The organism is Microbacterium sp. NPDC055599 (assembly GCF_053618975.1).
The window spans coordinates 43,281-60,648 of record NZ_JBSHIM010000004.1 but is presented as its reverse complement, the minus strand read 5'-3'; the positions used below and the strand labels follow the sequence as shown (position 1 = coordinate 60,648).

The window sequence follows — 17,368 nt, the reverse complement described above, 5'->3', positions numbered from 1 at the left end:
GGCGGATCCCGAGCGCGTCTGGAGAAGAGAAAGACAATCCCCCTTGATCAAGTACCTCGCACGCCGCGCCCTCGGCTGGCTGCTCATGATCGTGGTCGCGACGAACCTCACCTACTTCCTCGCGTGGGGGTTCCTCGATCCGCGCAGCAACTACGTGGGCCGTCGTCCTCCGCTCAGTGAAGAGCAGATCAACAACCTCCTCGTGCCCCGCAACCTCAGCGACACCGTGCCGCTCATCGAGCGCTGGTGGAACTGGTTCACGAGCATCCTCCTCCGCTGGGACTGGGGGGTGAGCCCGACCGGCGGCTCCGTCAACGAGCAGGTCGCGTACCGCATGTGGGTCAGCGCGGAGCTCGTGCTCGGCGCGACGATCATCACCACGATCCTCGGCATCGCGCTCGGCGTGTACACGGCGTCCCGCCAGTACAAGCTCGCCGACCGCATCGGCCAGGCCACCAGCATCATCACGCTGAACATCCCGATCGTGGTCGCGGCCTTCGCGATCGTGCTGCTCGCGATCGGCCTCAACAACGCCACCGGCACGCGCATCTTCTATGTGACAGGGAACGCCAGTCAGGGGGTCGAGGGCTTCTTCCCCACCCTGATAGACGTGCTGCAGCATCTGACGCTGCCGACCATAGCCCTGGTGCTCACGGGCTACGCGAGCATCCACTTCCTGCAGCGCTCGCTGCTGCTGGACAACATCAACGCCGACTACGTGCGCACCGCTCGCGCCAAGGGCCTCACCAAGCAGCAGGCCATCCGCAAGCACGCGCTGCGCACCTCGCTGATCCCCGTCGCCACGCAGGTCGCCTTCACGATCCCCGCCATCTTCACCGGTGCGGTCCTGACCGAGACGATCTTCGCGTGGAACGGCATGGGCAAGTACTTCATCGAGACCATCTCGAAGAACGACATCCACGGAACCGTCGCGATCGCGGCCTTCGGCGCGGTCCTCACGGCGATCGGCGCGATCCTCGCCGACATCGCCGTCGTGGTCCTCGACCCGCGTGTGAGAGTGAGCTGACATGAGCACCGACATGCTCGACCCGACCATCCACCCGGACCCCGCGGCCGCCGGCCCCGAGACCACCCGCGTCGCGACGAAGCGCCTGTCGAAGTGGAGCCTGTACTGGCGGCGCTTCTCCCGCAACCGCGGTGCGCTCATCGGCCTGGTGATCTTCGCGCTGCTCGTGCTGTTCGCGATCTTCGGCCCGCTGATCGCGCGCTACGACCACGTGGAGCTCGACTTCCTCAACCTGAGCACCCCGCCGTCCACGGAGCACTGGTTCGGCACCAACAACGCCGGGAACGACCTGTTCGCGCAGGTCGCGGTCGGCCTGCAGCGCTCTCTCATGATCGCGCTCACGGTCTCGATCGGCGTCACGATCGTGTCGGCCCTGGTCGGCACGGCCGCGGCCTACTTCGGCGGCTGGACCGAGCGCATCTCGCTCCTGATCATCCACTTCATGATGGTGATCCCGAGCTTCCTGATCCTCGCGATGATCTCGAACAAGGCCGGCGGAGACTGGCGCGTGATCGCACTCATCATGATCTTCGTGATCGGGTGGTACTTCCCCGCCCGCGTCATCTGGACCATGGCCCTGTCGCTGCGCGAGCGCGAGTACGTCAGCGCGGCCCGCTACATGGGCGTGGGCGGCATGAAGATCGTGCTGCGCCACCTGCTGCCGAACATCGGCTCGCTCCTCGTGATCAACTTCACCCTCGGCGTCGTCTCGGCCGTCGTGACCGAGACCGGTCTGTCGTTCCTGGGCTTCGGCGTCAAGATCCCCGACGTGTCGCTCGGCGCGCTGATCGGTGCCGGCTCGAGCTCGCTCACCACGGCCCCGTGGCTGTTCTACTTCCCGGCGGCGGCGCTGACCCTGCTCACGGTGTCGATGGCGTTGATCGCCGACGGCCTGCGCGACGCCCTCGACCCGACCTCGGCTGCAGGAGGCCGCGCATGACCAACGTCCTCTCCGTCCGCGACCTCAAGGTCAGCTTCGCCTCCGAGGCCGGCCGCGTCGACGCCGTGCGCGGCGTCTCGTTCGACCTCGAAGCCGGCAAGACCCTCGGCATCGTCGGCGAGTCCGGCTCCGGCAAGTCCGTCACCTCGCTCGCGATCATGGGGCTCCTCGACGAGAACGCCAAGGTCACCGGCTCGATCATGTACGACGGCAAAGAGCTGATCGGCATGAGCGACAAGCAGCTGTCGGTGATCCGCGGCAACGGCATGTCGATGGTCTTCCAGGACCCGCTGACCTCGCTCACCCCCGTCTACACCGTGGGCGACCAGCTCATCGAGGCCCTCACGGTGCACCGCAGCCTGTCGAAGAAGGATGCGTGGGACCGCTCGGTCGAGCTGTTGAAGCTCGTCGGCATCACCGAGCCGGAGCGGCGCATGAAGTCGTTCCCGCACGAGTTCTCCGGCGGCATGCGCCAGCGCGTGGTGATCGCCATCGCGATGGCGAACAACCCCAAGCTCATCATCTGCGACGAGCCGACCACGGCCCTCGACGTCACGATCCAGGCGCAGATCCTCGATCTGATCGAGAAGGCGCAGGACGAGACCGGCGCCGCGGTGATCATGATCACGCACGACATGGGCGTGGTGGCCCGCACGGCCGACGACGTGCTGGTGATGTACGCGGGCAAGCCCGTGGAGCAGGCGCCCGTGCACGAGCTGTTCCACAAGACGCGCATGCCGTACTCGATCGGCCTGCTGGGCGCGATCCCGCGCGTGGACAAGGGCGACAAGCAGCCGCTCACCCCGATCAAGGGCAACCCGCCGCTGCTGATCGACCTGCCCGACGCGTGCCCCTTCGCCGACCGCTGCCCCATCGTGATGGACGCGTGCCGCGCGAAGGAGCCGGAGCTGCTCCCCGTGGCCACCGGCTCGGGCGACCTGCACCGCGCCGCCTGCATCCGCTCGCACGAGATCGAGGACGGCGGCCTGCTGGGCGGCCTCCCGGTCTACCCCGTGCGCGCGGTGCCGGAGAGCGACCTCACGCGACTCCCGCGCGAGGAGCGCCCGGTCACGCTCGAGGTCAAGAACCTCACGAAGACCTTCCCGCTGCTCAAGGGCGCGTTCCTCAAGCGCAAGGTCGGCGAGGTGCAGGCGATCAAGGGCATCAGCTTCGACGTCCGTGAGGGCGAGACGATGGCCATCGTCGGCGAGTCCGGCTCCGGCAAGACCACGACCCTGCTGCAGATCATGGACATGGTCAAGCAGAGCGAGGGCGACATCGTGATCGCCGGCACCAGCGTCAACGACATCCACAGCCGCAAGGTGGAGCGGGCGCTGCGCCGCGACATCCAGATCGTGTTCCAGGACCCGATGGGCGCCCTCGACCCGCGCATGACGGTCGCCGACATCATCTCCGAGCCGCTGTTCGCGATCGGCACGCCCAAGGAGGAGGCGCACCGTCGCGTGGACGAGCTGATGGACCTCGTCGGCCTGAACCCGGCGCACAGCGACCGCTTCCCCCAGGCGTTCTCCGGCGGTCAGCGGCAGCGCATCGGCATCGCCCGCGCCCTGTCGACGAACCCGAAGATCGTGGTGCTCGATGAGCCGGTCTCGGCGCTCGACGTGTCGATCCAGGCCGGTGTGATCAACCTGCTCGACGAGCTGAAGGTGAAGCTGGGCCTGTCGTACCTGTTCGTCGCGCACGACCTGTCCGTGGTGCGCCACATCGCCGACCGCGTGGCCGTGATGTACCTCGGCGAGTTCGTGGAGCACGGCGACGTGGACGACGTGTTCGACAACCCGCAGCACCCGTACACGCAGGCGCTGCTGTCGGCCATCCCCGTCCCCGACCCGGATGTGGAGCGCACCCGCCAGCGCGTCGTGTTCGACGCGGCGACCATGTCGACCAAGCCGGCGACGGTCTGATCGCCGCGGTCGCGGGGTTGCTGGTCACCGTCCGATAACGGTTAGGCGCGATTCACTCCGGGGCGGTATGCCGGTCGCGACCGCGAACTATTCTTCCCTTTATGAAACGCCGAAAGGCGAAAGGAGCACCATGAAGAACAAGAAGTTGCTGGGGGCGATCGCGATCAGCGGCGCCCTGGCACTCGCCCTCGCGGGTTGCGCGAGCGGGTCCGGAAACACCGGTGGCGGGGACAACGGCGGCGACAAGGTCGAGACCAAGTCCGCCGACTACAACCCCCAGGACCGCAGCAACCTGCAGGAGGGTGGCGAGGTCAACTTCCCGATCAACGAGATCCCCGAGCAGCTGAACGCCTTCAACGGTGACGGCAGCGCGGACACCGTGCGTCTGTGGTCGTGGTACATGCCGCAGATCCTGCTCGTCTCGCCGGAGGGCGAGGTCACGAAGAACGACGCGTACCTCGACGCCTACGACATCGGCGAGAAGGACGGCAACACCACCATCACGTTCACGTTCACGGACGAGGCCCACTTCAACGACGGCACGGACATGGACTGGACGGCCATCGACGCGACGTGGAAGGCCAACCGCTCCTACGACGAGGGCTTCACCCCCAACGCGACCGACGGCTACAAGCAGATCAAGAGCGTCGAGCAGGGCGACTCCGCCAAGACCGCGGTCGTCACCTTCGACGGCATCTACGCCTGGCCGTCCATGGCGTTCCTGACCGGTGGCGTGCTGCACCCGGCCGTCGCCGACCCGACCGTCTTCAACGAGGGCTTCATCGGCAACATGCACCCCGAGTGGGGCGCCGGACCGTACACGGTCGACACGTTCGACCCGAACGGCGGCTTCGTCTCGTTCAAGCCGAACCCCGAGTGGTGGGGCAACGCACCGCTGCTCGACTCGGTGACCTTCACGGCGATGGAGCCGGACGCCGCGATCAACGCCTTCAAGAACGGCGAGATCGACATGGTGGGCGCCAACACCAACGACCGTCTGAAGCAGCTGCAGGACGTCGACGACACCACGGTGCGTCGCGCGCAGCAGACCGCGAAGACGATCATCATGGTCGACGCCGACAAGCCGCAGTTCGAGGACATCGACGTGCGCAAGGCCTTCTTCATGGGCATCAACATCGACCAGCAGAAGCAGATCGCGTGGAACGGCCTCGGTTACGAGGAGCCGGCCGCCGGTTCGCTGAACATGTATGCGTTCCAGGACGGCTACTCCGACTCGTTCGCGACCGCCGGTCTGAAGAACGATGTCGACGCCGCCAAGAAGCTGCTCGACGACGCCGGCTGGACCGAGGGCGACGACGGCATCCGCGAGAAGGACGGCGAGAAGCTGTCCATCACCTACCCGGTGTTCGGTGAGGACCCCACGCTTGAGGCCCTCGCGAAGTCGCTCCAGGCGCAGCAGAAGGAGATCGGCATCGACGTGCAGATCGACGTCCGCCCCTCGGCCGACTTCTCGAACGACCTGACGTCGAAGAACTGGGACGCGGTGTCGCTCCGCTTCACCGACTCCGACCCGTTCGGTCCGGCCTGGTTCTGCCAGCTCTACTGCTCGGACAGCCAGCTGAACCTGTCGGGCACCGGCACGGCCGAGATCGACAAGCAGATCGCCGACGAGGTCGAGTCGCAGAAGGACGCGGAGTCCTGGACCGCCGCCTCCATGGAGCTCGAGCCGAAGATCATCGAGCAGACGTGGGGCGTCATCCCGCTCTACAACGGCCCGTCGATCTACGTGGTCAAGAACGGCCTGGCGAACCTCACGCCGGAGCCCTACGTGGGCCTCGACCTGTTCGGCGTCACGCCGGTCGAGAACGTCGGCTGGGAGAAGTAACACCCTCTGACACGTCTCGTGTCGACGCGGGGTCGGTGGTTCGCCACCGGCCCCGCTTCTTTATGCTGAAGAAGTGAGCGTCCAGACCGTCCTCGTGCACGGCATCCGCACCTCGGCGACCATGTGGCGCTCCCAGGTGGCGTACCTGGAGGAGCACGGGCACCCCGTGACCGCGCTCGATCTTCCGGGCCACGGCTCCCGCATGGCGGAGGACTTCACGCTGCACGAGGCACTCCACACGATCGACGCCGCCGTGCGCGCCGCCGCCGAGCGCGGACCCGTGCTCCTGGTCGGGCACTCGATGGGCGGACTGCTCTCCCTCGCCTACACCGGCGGCGCCGAGCGTCCTCCGGTCGCCGGGCTCGTCGCGGCCGCCTGCACCTCGCTTCCCCAGGGCGCAGGGCTCCGCGCGTACCGACTGTTCGCGCGGGCCGTCGACTCGCTCCCCGACCGCGGCCTGTGGCTCACGCGGCAGATGCTCGCCGCCACGATCCCCGCCGAGAACCGCGCCGACTTCCAGGCCGGTGGCTACGCGCTCGACATGCAGGACACCGCGCTGCGCAGCCTGGCCGCGCTGGACGTGGCCGCCGCCGTCCCGCGCATCGACGTGCCGCTGTGGTTCGTGAACGGGCAGTATGACCAGCTGCGCCTGAACGAACCGCTGTTCCGCCGGCTCGCACCGCACGCGGAACTCATCGTGGTCCCCCGCACCACGCACCTGGTCACGGCCATGCGACCCCGGGTGTTCAACGCGGTGCTGGCCCTCGCGATCGCCACCGTCCAGGCGCAGGCCGAGGACTCATGAGCGGGCGGGCTGCCGTGCGAACGCCGTGAGCAGGCCCCCCACGAGCGACAGCACCGCAGCGGCGAGGAAGACGAGCCAGAAGCCGCCGACCAGCGCCACCAGCCCCGCCCCGAGCACCGGGCCGATCAGCTGACCGAGCGCCGCGGTGACGTTCACGATGCCGAGGTCGCGGGCGCGGTCCTGCTCGTCCGGCAGCAGGTCGGCCGCGAACGCGAGTCCCACCGTGGAGAAGGCGCCGTAGCCGAGCCCCATGAGCGCCGCGGCGACCATGGTCATCTCGAACGTGGGCACCAGCACGATCGCCACTCCGGACGCCGCCTGCACCACGGTAGCGGCGACCGTGAGCGTGCGGCGCCGCCCCGTCCGGTCGGACACGAGGCCGGTGACCACCGAGGCCAGCACCACGAACACCGTGTAGACGACGATCAGCAGCAGCAGGTTGTCCTGGGCGGTCGCGTTCTCCTGCCCCAGCCCGTGCAGCAGGAAGAACAGGAACAGGGCGGTGCCGAGCGCATTGCCGACGTTGGTCACCAGCCGACCGGACAGCATCCAGGCGAAGTCTCGGTCGCGCAGCGAGGCCAGCCGGGGGCGTCCGGCCTCCCGGGGACGCAGCGCCTCGGTCGTCGGCGGGTCGGGCAGCAGGAGCGCGGCCGCCGACCCCGCGACCGCGATCACCACGGCCAGGAGCAGGTAGCCCGACACGATGTCGAGTCCCAGGAGCACGACCAGCCCGACGCCGAGCACGATCCCGACCGCCTGAGCGGAGCCGACGGCGGCCGAGGCGGCCCCCCGCTGCGTGGTCGGAAGCTGATCCGCGATCAGGGCGGTGAAGGCGGCCGACGACACCGCGACGCCGATCGAGACGCCCACCCACCCGGCGCCGACCGCCCAGGGCCCGGTCGCGAAACCCGTCAGCACCAGGCACAGGGCCGTGAGCCAGACGCCACCCAGCGCCCACGGGCGTCGGCGGTGCCGTCCGGCCCGCGCCCGATCCGACAGGGCACCGGCGGCCGGACCGGCGACGATGCCCGCCAGCCCGCCCACCCCGAGCACGAGACCGGAGGACACGACTCCGCGGATCCAGTCGTCCTCCGGGGTGTCGAGCTGCAGCGGGAGGAGCAGCTGCACCGGGGTGAGCTGCACGGTCCAGATCGCCAGCCACGCCAGCGTGAACAGTGACATCCACCGCGCGCCGGCCCGGACGCGCTGCGTCGCCGGAGCCGCGGTCATCGCTGTGCCGCCGAGGTCGTGACGCCCGCGCGCACGGAGGCGATCAGGTCGCGGTACCAGTCGTACGAGGCCTTGGGGGTGCACTCCCCCGTGGCGAAGTCGACGTGCACCAGCCCGAAGCGCTGGGTGTACCCGTCGGCCCACTCCCAGTTGTCCAGCAGCGACCACACCGTGTACTCCTCGACCGGCACTCCGGCGTCGATGGCCTCGGCGACCGCGGCGATGTGGCCGGAGAGGTAGGAGATCCGGTCGGCGTCGTCCACGCGGGTCGCGGTGGAGGGCTCGGGGAAGGAGGCGCCGTTCTCGCCGATGATCACGGGCGGCAGCTGCGGATGCCGGGCGTGCAGATCGACCAGCAGGTCGCGCAGGGCGGACGGCATGATCGGCCACTCCTGTCCGAAACCGGTCACCGGCACACCGGGGGTCGGCACGATGTCGAACGGGATGGAGCCACCGGCGGGAGCGGCGGTCACAGTCGTGGGGTTGTAGAAGTTGACGCCGTAGAAGTCGATCGAGCCGCCGATCGCCGCCAGGTCGCCCTCCTCGACGGGCAGCGGCGGCAGCCCGAGCGCCTCCAGGTCGGGGTACGCGCCCTCGAGCAGCGGGGTGCTGAAGATCCGGTTGTGCAGGAGGTCGTAGACGAACGCCGCCTCGTGGTCCTCTGGCGCATCGTGCAGCGGGAGGACCCAGGTGTGGTTGTTGACCAGTCCCACCGCCGTAGCCCCCCGCGTGCGCAGCGCCGCCGCGGCCCGCGCGTGTGCCAGCAGCTGGTGGTGCGCGGTGGGCAGCGCGTCGAACAGCAGCTGCTTCCCCGGCGCGAGGGCACCCACGGCATAGCCCTGGAGCGTCGTCATCGCCGGCTCGTTGAGGGTATACCAGTGCGCGACGCGGTCGCCCAGGCGGTCGGCCACGATCGCCGCATACTCGCCGAATCGCTCGGCGGTGTCGCGCGCGAGCCACCCGCCCGTTTCCTCCACGGTGCTCGGCATCTCCCAGTGGAACAGCGTGGGGAACGGCGTGACGCCGCGCTCCAGCAGCAGATCGACGAACCGGGAGTAGTGGTCGAGGGCTGCGGTGTTCCCGCGCCCACGTCCGTCGGGCTGCACCCGCGCCCACGGGATCGAGAAGCGGTAGCGGTCGAGGCCGAGGGCGGAGGCGAGGTCGGCGTCACGCTCGGGATGGCGGTAGCTGTCGCAGGCGGGGTCGGCGGTGGAGCCGTCGACGATCGCGCCGGGAGCTTCGAGGTAGTCGTCCCAGATCGAGCGCCCTCCCCCGTCGGCGGAGCGCGAGCCCTCGATCTGAAGCGCCGAGGTCGCCGCAGACCAGCGGAGCCGGCCGAGCGCGGGGGAAGGAACGGAGGCGGGGGTCATGGGGCTCCTTGACGTCGTTGTCGGGTCAGGATGATTCTGCACCCGGTACCACTCCGAGCGCGACGCAGTTTCGCGGACGCGGCCTCGTTTCGCGCGATGCATCCGGGACTGGTAGAGTTGACTCTTGGCTTGCGTGTGGGTTCTTCCCTCACGACCGCCGTGCAGCAGCCCTCTTCTGCTGCCGGCACTCCGAACAACTCCTGTACAGAAAGCGTCCACACGTGGCAAACATCAAGTCGCAGATCAAGCGCAACAAGACCAACGAGAAGGCTCACGAGCGCAATAAGGCCGTGAAGAGCGAGCTGAAGACTCTCGTCCGCCAGACCCGCGAGGCCGTCGCCGCCGGCGACAAGGCCGCCGCCGAGAAGGTCCTGAAGAAGGCCACGGTCAAGCTCGACAAGGCCGTCAGCAAGGGCGTGCTCCACAAGAACCAGGCGGCCAACCGCAAGTCGGCCATCGCCAAGAAGGTCGCCGCTCTCTGAGCATCTGATCATCCGGAAGGCCCGTCTCCTCGCGAGGCGGGCCTTCTGTCGTTCCCGGAACACGTGGGGTCGACACGGGACAAGCGAGGGGCCGGGAACATGCCCTCCATCGCGGAGGCGGCGTGCAGCGGCACACGCTCGCGCCGGGACTGCGCGCCGGCGACGTGCATCTTCACGGGTGGCGGACCGCTGCCAGGCTGCGGGCGCCGCACGCTCAGCCGCCGAAGGGCTCCCGCGTGGCGATGACCGTGACCATGCGCTCGAGCGCGAAGATCGGGTCGCGGGCGGCCCCCTTCACCTCGGCGTCGGCGCGGGCGGTGGCCTGGATCGCCATCCCGAGCGACCGCTCGTTCCAGCCCGCGAGGTCGCGGCGGGCGCGGTCGACCTGCCAGTCCTTCATCCCGAGGCGCTGCGCGAGCTGACGGCTCGGCTCCCGATTCCCGGCGACCCGCGCCATCGTGCGCAGCTTCATGGCGAACGCCGCGACCATGGGCACCGGATCCGCTCCGGAGGCCAGGGCGTGCCGCAGCGACACCAGGGCCTCGCCGTAGCGCCCGGCGATCGCCGTGTCGGCGACGACGAACGCCGACACCTCGACGCGGCCGCCGTAGTACTTGGTGACGACCTCTTCCGTGACGTCGCCCTCGACGTCGCCGATCAGCTGCTGGCAGGCGGCGGCGAGCTCGGTGAGGTCGTCGGCGAACGCGGAGACCAGGGCTCGCAGGGCCGGGGGCGCGATGCGCTTCTTGGCGGCCGCGAACTCCCCCGCCGCGAAGTCGACCCTGTCGCCGTCTCTCTTGATCGCCGGGCAGGGGATCTCGATGCCCCCGCCCGTGCCGGCACGCAGCGCGTCGAGCAGCTTCTTGCCACGAACGCTCGCGCCCGTGTGGCGGAGCACGACCGTGGCGCCCTCCTGCGGTTGCTCGAGATAGGACACAGCCTCCTGCAGGAACGCGTCGGAGCACTTCTCGACGCCGGAGACCCGCACCAGGCGCGGCTCACCGAACAGGGAGGGCGATGTGAGGGCCAGGAGCGTGCCCGGGGCGTAGTCGTCGGCGCGGACGTCGCTGACCTCGAGGGCCGGATCCTCGGCGCGCAGATAGTCGCGGACACCGGCGATCGCACGCTCGGCGCAGACCTCTTCCGGACCGGAGACGAGCACGATCGGGGCGGGACGGGGCTCGCGCCACGACACCTGCGGGATCTTCGCGGGCTTCGCGCCACCGCGGGCGGGAGGACGGGACGCTGCCATGACCCCAGCCTACCGGCGGCGTCCGACACCGCGATCGGACGATCGCTGCCGCTGGTTCGGCGCAGACCTGCACGATGTCCCGCTGCCGCGGCGACGACCTCGACGCTCGGGGGTCGTCTCGCTCCACATCGCCAGAGCGCCGTGACGCAGCCCGAGCAGGATGCGTCCGCGCTCGTCGGTCCGATACACCTGGGCTCCCAGCGCGCCCAGCAGGTCGAGCGTCTCACGGCGCGGGTGCCCGTAGTCGTTGTCGGCGCCCACGCTGATGAGCGCGACCACGGGTGACAGCGCCTGGTAGAGCCCGGGGTCCTGGTCGGCGCTGCCGTGGTGGGCGACCTTCACCACCGCGTACGGGCCGAGGCGCTCCGAACGCTGGAGCAGCCGCTGCGCAGGGGCCGACAGATCGGCGAGGAAGAGCGAGCGAGGCACCTCTCCCCCGCTGAACTCCATCACGACGCCGAGGTCGTTGCCCGCGGGGAACGCCGTCGTATCGCGAACGGGCCACCGCACGCGCCAGGTCGCCCCGCCCAGGGTTCCCCTGAGCCCCGCGGACGCCTGCTCCACCCGTGCTCCCCCGGCCGCGAGCGAGGCGAGGGTCCGCTCGTCGTCCGCGTCGGCGGTCGGCCCGTGCAGCACCGCGGACACCCGGCCCCGCACGGCCTCGACGCCGCCCGCATGGTCAAGGTCGAAGTGGGTGAGCACGAGCAGGTCGAGTCGGTCGATGCCGAGCGAGCGCAGGCAGTCGCGAAGAGGTTCCGGCGCCGGACCGGTGTCGATCAGAGCCACGGCGCCCTCGGATCGGACGAGCAGCGCGTCGCCCTGACCCACGTCGCACGCGGCGATCGACCAGGCGTCCGGGGTCGCGGCCGTCGCGAGGGGCCCGCCGAGAAGGGCCTGCGCCCCGGCGAGGGAGCCGGCGACCACGAGCACCGTCACGGCGCCACCGCGCAGCACGGCGCCGCCGCGCACGCGCCACCGCGGACCACGGCTCCCGCCCTCCAGGCACACGACCGCGACCGCGGCGCCGAGCCCGGCGACCAGTGCCGCGCTGCCGATCCCTGCGGGCAGCAGGATGGTCGCACCGGGCAGGTCCGCGGTCACCTGGGCGGTCGTCGCGATCCAGGTCGCGGGCAGCCACGCGGTGGCGGCCAGGAGGTCGGCGACCGCGGGCACGGGCCCCGCGAGGCAGGCGAGCAGCCCGACCACGGTCGCGACCGGTGCCGCGGGTTCCGCGATCAGGTTCGCCGCCACGCCGATGAGCGACTGCTGTTCCGCGAACAGCGCGATGATGGGGCCGCACGCGAGCTGCGCCGAGAGCGGGACCGCGATCGCCAGCGCGACCGGGCCCGGCATCCACCGTCGCAATCCGCGTGACAACGGCGGTGCGAGCAGGATGAGTGCGCCCGTCGCGACGGCCGACAGCGCGAAGCCGGGCGTCGCGGCGAGCCACGGATCGGACACCAGGATCATGATCGTCGACAGGGCGAGCACGCCTGCACCGGCGCTCGGTCGTCCCAGGAGCACGGACAGCATCCCCGCGCCCGCCATCACCGCGGCGCGCACCACGCTCGGCTCCGGCGTGACCAGCACCACGAAGCCGGAGAGCGCCGTGGCCGCGAGCACCACCCGCAGCGCCCGGCCGCCACCGCACAGCGTCGTGAGCCCGAAGACCGCCGCCACCACGATCGCGCAGTTCGCCCCGCTGACGGCCGTGAGGTGACTGAGACCGCTCGAACGCATGTCTTCGTCCAGGTCGGAGCCCACCGCCCTGGTGTCCCCCACGGCGAGTCCCGGCAGGAGCGCGCCGCCCGGCTCTGGCAGCCGCAGCGCGCGGTCGACGAAGGCGCGGCGCGCCGTGGCGGCCACGCCGAACACCCCGGACGGGGGCTGCACGACCTCCGTGGTCGTGGCGTAGAGCACCAGCACCGCGCGCTCCCCCGCCTCTGTCGCCGAGGTCTCCCCCACGACGCGGAGCCGAGCGCCGAGGTCGATGCCGTCGGCTGTCGCGGTCCCGATCCGCACCGGCACCGCGACCGGGCGCGCCCGACCCGGCGGACCGAGGCTCTGCGTGGTCGCCTCGACCCAGAGCCGCCCGTCCTGACCGGTGGACGCGGACGACGTGACCTCGACCACCGCTTCGACCACGCGGCCGCCCTGTCCCGCGGCGGCTTCGCGCGACGGAAGGGCGTACCCCACGGACAGCGCCGTGGCCGCGGCCGCCGCGAGCATCAGGAGGACCAGCCCCGCGCCGTGCCTCCCCCGCGCGAGCAGCACCAGCAGGACGACGCCCGCCGCGACGCCGCACACGAGCGCACAGGCCGCCGCGAGACCGGGCTGGAACACGCAGACGAGCGCCGCCGCCCACACCGCGAGGGCAACCGGCACGAGCCGGAGATCGCGGGACTTCACACCCGTACCCCGTCGCGTAATCCCGCGAGCAGCTTCTCCCCGATGCCCGGCACGCCGAGGAGGTCGTCCACCGACTGGAAGCGTCCGTTCTCCTCCCGCCACGCGATGATGCGTGCAGCCAGGGCGGGACCGATCCGCGGCAGCGTCTCCAGCGCGGCCTGGTCGGCCGCGTTGAGGTCGATCCGCGCGTCCGTGGGTGCCGCGGCAGGAGAACCGGCGCCCGACCCGCCGACCACGGGCACCAGGATCTGCTCGCCGTCCTCGACCCGGCGGGCGAGGTTGATCGCGGCGAGGTCGGCGTCGACCGTCGTACCACCCGCAGCCGCCACCGCATCGACCAGCCGCGCATCACCGCCGACGACGTACAGTCCCGGCCGCTCGACCGCGCCGAGCACGTGCACGTACAGCACGTCGGACGACGGCGCGGCCGTCGCGCGGTCGCCCACCGGGAAGGACTCCGCCGGTGCGCCCTGGCCGCGCAGGATGCCCAGACCCACCGCGGCCGACAGCACGACGAGCGCGAGCGCCACCGCGGCGCCCACACCGAGCCGCAGTCGTCGCTGCCGGGGTACGGGTGTCGGTGCGGGAGGAGTCACCCCGTCACGGTAGGTCTCCGCAGACCCCCCGCGACCACGGAGAACCGCCGGTCGTGGACAACAGCGGCGCCCGGTCCGCCGTGCAGAGCCGAAGGCGGGGCGATCGGAGCCGAGCTCGCTCCGACGCCGCCAGGCTGGCAGCACGCATGAGCCGGCGCCCGGGCACGCCGCTCTCTCTTCCGATGCGTGCCCGCCGCGTGGCGCAGACTGGACCGGTGACCGACATCGTCGACGACCTGCCCCCGGAGGCCTCTCATCACGACGCTGAGCGCGCTTTCCGCGAGGCGGGCTGGACGCCGAGCGGCGCGGGCGACTGGGCCTTCGCCCTGCGCTCGCCCGACGGCGTCGCCGCGGTGCGCATCAGCCCGTTCGATCCGGTCGGACCGTACACGGCCGCGCTGTATCGCGAAGCCGCGCACACCGGTCAGGTACCGCGATTGTTCGCGCACCGCCGACTCGCGGGCGGCGGGGATCTGCAGGTGATGGAGTGGCTCCACGCGGTCGACGAGAAGGACGCGGTCGCCTTCCACACCGCCATCGCCGAACGCGCACCGCACGTCGCCGAGCTCGTCGACGTCGTGCGCCGCATCCATGCCAGGGCAGCGCGGGCGCTGCCCTGGTGCGGCCCCCTCGATCAGAACCCGTCCAACATCATGCGCGGCAGCGACGGGCGTCTCGTCGCGTGCGATCTGTACTACGCGGACGGTCCGGCTCTGTATGCGACGGCCGGCTCCGATCCGACCCGGTTCGTGACGCTCCTGCCGGAGTCCGAGCGCCGCTACCTGACCGAGATCCCGCTCGCGGAGTCCGGCCCGTGGGACGAGGCGTCTCGCGCGGCGATGCGCCGGGGCATCGCCGTCGCGGACGCCGCGCGCGCCGACCGGGACGCGTGACCGCGGCTCCGGAGGTCGCGACGGATCAGCCCGCGACGACGATGCTGACGATCTTGGGAGCGCGCACGACGACCTTCACGATCTCGCGGTCGCCGATCGACCGGATCACGCGCTCATCCGCGCGGGCGAGCGCTTCCAGCTCGGCCTCGCCGATGCGCGCGGGGACCTCGAGCTGAGCCCGCACCTTGCCACCCACCTGCACGACGGCCGTGACCGTGTCCTCCACGAGCAGCGCGGGGTCGGCCGAGCGCCACGTGACCAGTCCGACGGACGGTTCGTGCCCGAGCAGCTCCCACATCTCCTCCGCGGTGTGCGGCGCGATCAGGTCGAGCATCACGGCGATCGTCTCGGCGGCCTCGCGCACCGCGGGGTCGCCCGCACCGCCCGCGCCGTCGATGGTCTTGCGGGTGACGTTCACCAGCTCCATCAGCCGGGCGACCAGCACGTTGAACTTGGTCTGCTCGACCAGGGCCGGAGCCTCCGCGAGCAGCTTGTGCGTGGCGCGACGCAGGGCCGCGTCTCCCCCGTCGAACACCACGTCGACCGGGCTGGACACCTCGTGCCCGATGCGCAGCGCACGCGAGAGGAACTTCTGCGCGCCCGTGGTCGACACGTCCGCCCAGTCCTTGTCGTCCTCCACCGGACCGGCGAAGGCGAGGCCCACGCGCAGCGCATCGGCGCCGTGCGCGTCGAGCTCCTCCTGGAACAGCACCAGGTTGCCCTTGCTCTTCGACATCTTCTGCCCGTCGAGCAGCACCATCCCCTGGTTGATCAGGTTCGAGAACGGCTCGGTGAAGTCGATCAGGCCCATGTCGAACAGGACCTTCGTGATGAAGCGTGCGTAGAGCAGGTGCAGGATCGCGTGCTCGACGCCGCCGATGTACGAGTCCACCGGCGCCCAGCGCGACGCCTGGGCGGGGTCGAACGCCACGGTGTCGCTGTTCGGCGAGAGGAAGCGCAGGAAGTACCACGAGCTGTCGACGAACGTGTCCATCGTGTCGGGGTCGCGCAGCATGGGGTCGCCGGTCTCCGGGTCGGTCGTGCGCACCCAGCTCTCCGCCCCGCCCAGCGGCGAGGTGCCCTTGGGCTTGAGGTCGAGTCCCTCGACGCTCGGCAGCTTCACGGGCAGCCGGTCCTCGGGCACCGGCACGATGCGGCCGTCGTCGCCGTGCAGCATCGGGATCGGCGTTCCCCAGAAGCGCTGTCGCGAGATCAGCCAGTCGCGCAGACGGTAGTTCTTCGCCGCACGGCCCGTGCCCGACGCCTCCAGCTGCTCGATCGCGCGGGCGATCGCGTTGCGCTTGGACAGCCCGTTCAGCGGACCCGAGTTGATCATGCGACCGTCGCCCGTGAGCGCGACACCGGTCGATGCGGGGTGCTGCTCGTCGAGCGCGGCGCCCGTGTCGATCGGGACGCCCTCCTCGTCGACCTCGATCACCGGCATGGCCCCCGTGATCGGCGCGGTCGTGTCGACCACGACCTTGACCGGCAGGTCGAAGGCGCGGGCGAAGTCGAGGTCGCGCTGGTCGTGCGCGGGAACCGCCATCACGGCGCCGTGGCCGTAGTCGGCCAGCACGTAGTCGGCGGCCCACACCGGCAGCTTCTCGCCGTTCACGGGGTTGATCGCGTAGCGCTCCAGGAACACGCCCGTCTTGGGGCGATCCGTGGACTGCCGATCGATGTCGGACTCCTTCTGCACCTGCTCCAGATAGTCCTGGAACCGCTGGCGCACCTCGACGGGAGCCTCGGCGGCCAGCTCAGCGGCGAGATCGGAGTCGGGCGCTACCACGAAGAACGTCGCACCGTGCAGGGTGTCGGGGCGCGTGGAGAACACCGTCACCGGCTCGTCACGGCCCTCGATGCGGAAGTCCACGTCGGCGCCGACCGAGCGGCCGATCCAGTTGCGCTGCATCTGCAGCACCTTGTGCGGCCAGAAACCCTCGAGCTGGTTCAGGTCGTCGAGCAGCCGATCCGCGTAGTCGGTGATGCGGAAATACCACTGGGTGAGCTTCTTCTTCACGACCTCGTAGCCGCAGCGCTCGCAGCGACCGTCGACGACCTGCTCGTTCGCCAGCACCGTCTGGTCGTTCGGGCACCAGTTGACCGGGCTCTTCTTGCGGTACGCCAGGCCGCGCTCGTACATCTTCAGGAACAGCCACTGGTTCCAGCGGTAGTACTCCGGGTCGGACGTGTGCAGGACGCGGCTCCAGTCGAACGAGACGCCGTACTGCTCGAAGCCGACCTTCTGCTGCGCGATGTTCTGATAGGTCCATTCGCGCGGGTCCGCGCCCTGGCGGATCGCCGCGTTCTCGGCGGGCAGGCCGAACGAGTCCCAGCCGATCGGGTTGAGCACGTTGTGCCCGCGGTGACGCCAGAACCGCGCCACGATGTCGGAGTAGAGGTAGTTCTCCGCGTGCCCCATGTGCAGGTCGCCCGAGGGGTACGGGAACATCGCCAGGACGTAGCGCCGCGGGCGGGTGTCGCCGTCGCCGCCGGTGAGGAACGTCTCGTGCTCCGCCCAGTACTTCTGCCACTTGGCCTGGATGGCGTGCGCCGAGGGCATCTCCTCGTCGACGGGAGCGGTGGACAGGTT

Annotated in this window: 13 protein-coding genes; 7 read left to right on the top strand and 6 right to left on the bottom strand. The window is 70.5% G+C overall.

Features of this window, described 5'->3' with window-relative positions; all coding sequences use genetic code 11:
• Positions 1 to 43: 43 nt before the first annotated feature.
• The 5 genes from ACWGQ1_RS04790 to ACWGQ1_RS04770 all read left to right on the top strand — a co-directional run bounded on the left by ACWGQ1_RS04790 (position 44) and on the right by ACWGQ1_RS04770 (position 6,543).
• Positions 44 to 1,027 carry an ABC transporter permease gene (locus ACWGQ1_RS04790; RefSeq protein WP_136030537.1) on the top strand — a complete coding sequence of 328 codons (984 nt, stop codon included), beginning with the start codon at positions 44 to 46 and terminating at the stop codon, positions 1,025 to 1,027.
• A gap of 1 nt (position 1,028) precedes the next feature.
• Complete coding sequence (locus tag ACWGQ1_RS04785) at positions 1,029 to 1,967, top strand: ABC transporter permease (RefSeq protein ID WP_136030535.1); 939 nt, start codon at positions 1,029 to 1,031, stop codon at positions 1,965 to 1,967.
• Positions 1,964 to 3,892, top strand: coding sequence for an ABC transporter ATP-binding protein (locus tag ACWGQ1_RS04780; protein WP_136030533.1), 1,929 nt, complete (start codon positions 1,964 to 1,966; stop codon positions 3,890 to 3,892). Before ACWGQ1_RS04785 ends, ACWGQ1_RS04780 begins: the two co-directional genes overlap by 4 nt.
• A 130-nt stretch (positions 3,893 to 4,022) precedes the next feature.
• Entirely contained in the window at positions 4,023 to 5,738 is a 1,716-nt protein-coding gene (locus ACWGQ1_RS04775; protein ID WP_136045721.1) for an ABC transporter family substrate-binding protein, read from the top strand.
• A 73-nt stretch (positions 5,739 to 5,811) separates the two neighbouring features.
• The gene (locus ACWGQ1_RS04770; RefSeq protein ID WP_452312460.1) at positions 5,812 to 6,543 is read left to right on the top strand and encodes an alpha/beta fold hydrolase; all 732 of its coding nucleotides are present in this window, start codon (positions 5,812 to 5,814) and stop codon (positions 6,541 to 6,543) included.
• Here ACWGQ1_RS04770 and ACWGQ1_RS04765 read toward each other — a convergent pair.
• Positions 6,538 to 7,773, bottom strand: a complete 1,236-nt coding sequence (locus ACWGQ1_RS04765; protein ID WP_452312459.1) for an MFS transporter — start codon at positions 7,771 to 7,773, stop codon at positions 6,538 to 6,540. The two genes, ACWGQ1_RS04770 and ACWGQ1_RS04765, sit on opposite strands and share 6 nt — an antisense overlap.
• On the bottom strand, positions 7,770 to 9,143 hold the full coding sequence (locus ACWGQ1_RS04760) for a family 1 glycosylhydrolase (RefSeq protein WP_452312458.1): 1,374 nt from the start codon (positions 9,141 to 9,143) through the stop codon (positions 7,770 to 7,772). Before ACWGQ1_RS04760 ends, ACWGQ1_RS04765 begins: the two co-directional genes overlap by 4 nt.
• Positions 9,144 to 9,364: 221 nt before the next feature.
• On the opposite strand from ACWGQ1_RS04760, the gene rpsT reads away from it, so the two are divergent.
• Entirely contained in the window at positions 9,365 to 9,625 is a 261-nt protein-coding gene (gene rpsT, locus ACWGQ1_RS04755) for a 30S ribosomal protein S20 (protein ID WP_136030523.1), read from the top strand.
• Between the two features lie 214 nt (positions 9,626 to 9,839).
• Here rpsT and holA read toward each other — a convergent pair whose 3' ends face one another.
• Genes holA through ACWGQ1_RS04740 form a run of 3 tightly spaced genes read right to left on the bottom strand, consistent with a single transcriptional unit; the run spans position 9,840 to position 13,882 of the window.
• Entirely contained in the window at positions 9,840 to 10,877 is a 1,038-nt protein-coding gene (gene holA, locus ACWGQ1_RS04750) for a DNA polymerase III subunit delta (RefSeq protein WP_136030521.1), read from the bottom strand.
• A 9-nt stretch (positions 10,878 to 10,886) separates the two neighbouring features.
• On the bottom strand, positions 10,887 to 13,286 hold the full coding sequence (locus tag ACWGQ1_RS04745; RefSeq protein ID WP_452312457.1) for a ComEC/Rec2 family competence protein: 2,400 nt from the start codon (positions 13,284 to 13,286) through the stop codon (positions 10,887 to 10,889).
• Entirely contained in the window at positions 13,283 to 13,882 is a 600-nt protein-coding gene (locus ACWGQ1_RS04740; RefSeq protein WP_206251120.1) for a ComEA family DNA-binding protein, read from the bottom strand. Before ACWGQ1_RS04740 ends, ACWGQ1_RS04745 begins: the two co-directional genes overlap by 4 nt.
• 215 nt (positions 13,883 to 14,097) lie before the next feature.
• On the opposite strand from ACWGQ1_RS04740, the gene ACWGQ1_RS04735 reads away from it, so the two are divergent.
• Positions 14,098 to 14,775: a hypothetical protein gene (locus tag ACWGQ1_RS04735; protein WP_452312456.1), complete on the top strand. Its 678-nt coding sequence runs from the start codon at positions 14,098 to 14,100 to the stop codon at positions 14,773 to 14,775.
• 25 nt (positions 14,776 to 14,800) lie between these two features.
• Here the strand turns inward: ACWGQ1_RS04735 and leuS are convergent, their stop codons facing one another.
• Entirely contained in the window at positions 14,801 to 17,338 is a 2,538-nt protein-coding gene (leuS, locus tag ACWGQ1_RS04730) for a leucine--tRNA ligase (protein ID WP_136037320.1), read from the bottom strand.
• Positions 17,339 to 17,368 lie beyond the last annotated feature (30 nt).

Coding starts and splice junctions, on each gene's coding strand:
- holA (WP_136030521.1), bottom strand. CDS start 10,877: ATGGCAGCGTCCCGTCCTCCCGCCCGCGGTGGCGCGAAGCCCGCGAAG.
- ACWGQ1_RS04785 (WP_136030535.1), top strand. CDS start 1,029: ATGAGCACCGACATGCTCGACCCGACCATCCACCCGGACCCCGCGGCC.
- ACWGQ1_RS04780 (WP_136030533.1), top strand. CDS start 1,964: ATGACCAACGTCCTCTCCGTCCGCGACCTCAAGGTCAGCTTCGCCTCC.
- ACWGQ1_RS04775 (WP_136045721.1), top strand. CDS start 4,023: ATGAAGAACAAGAAGTTGCTGGGGGCGATCGCGATCAGCGGCGCCCTG.
- ACWGQ1_RS04760 (WP_452312458.1), bottom strand. CDS start 9,143: ATGACCCCCGCCTCCGTTCCTTCCCCCGCGCTCGGCCGGCTCCGCTGG.
- leuS (WP_136037320.1), bottom strand. CDS start 17,338: ATGCCCTCGGCGCACGCCATCCAGGCCAAGTGGCAGAAGTACTGGGCG.
- ACWGQ1_RS04765 (WP_452312459.1), bottom strand. CDS start 7,773: ATGACCGCGGCTCCGGCGACGCAGCGCGTCCGGGCCGGCGCGCGGTGG.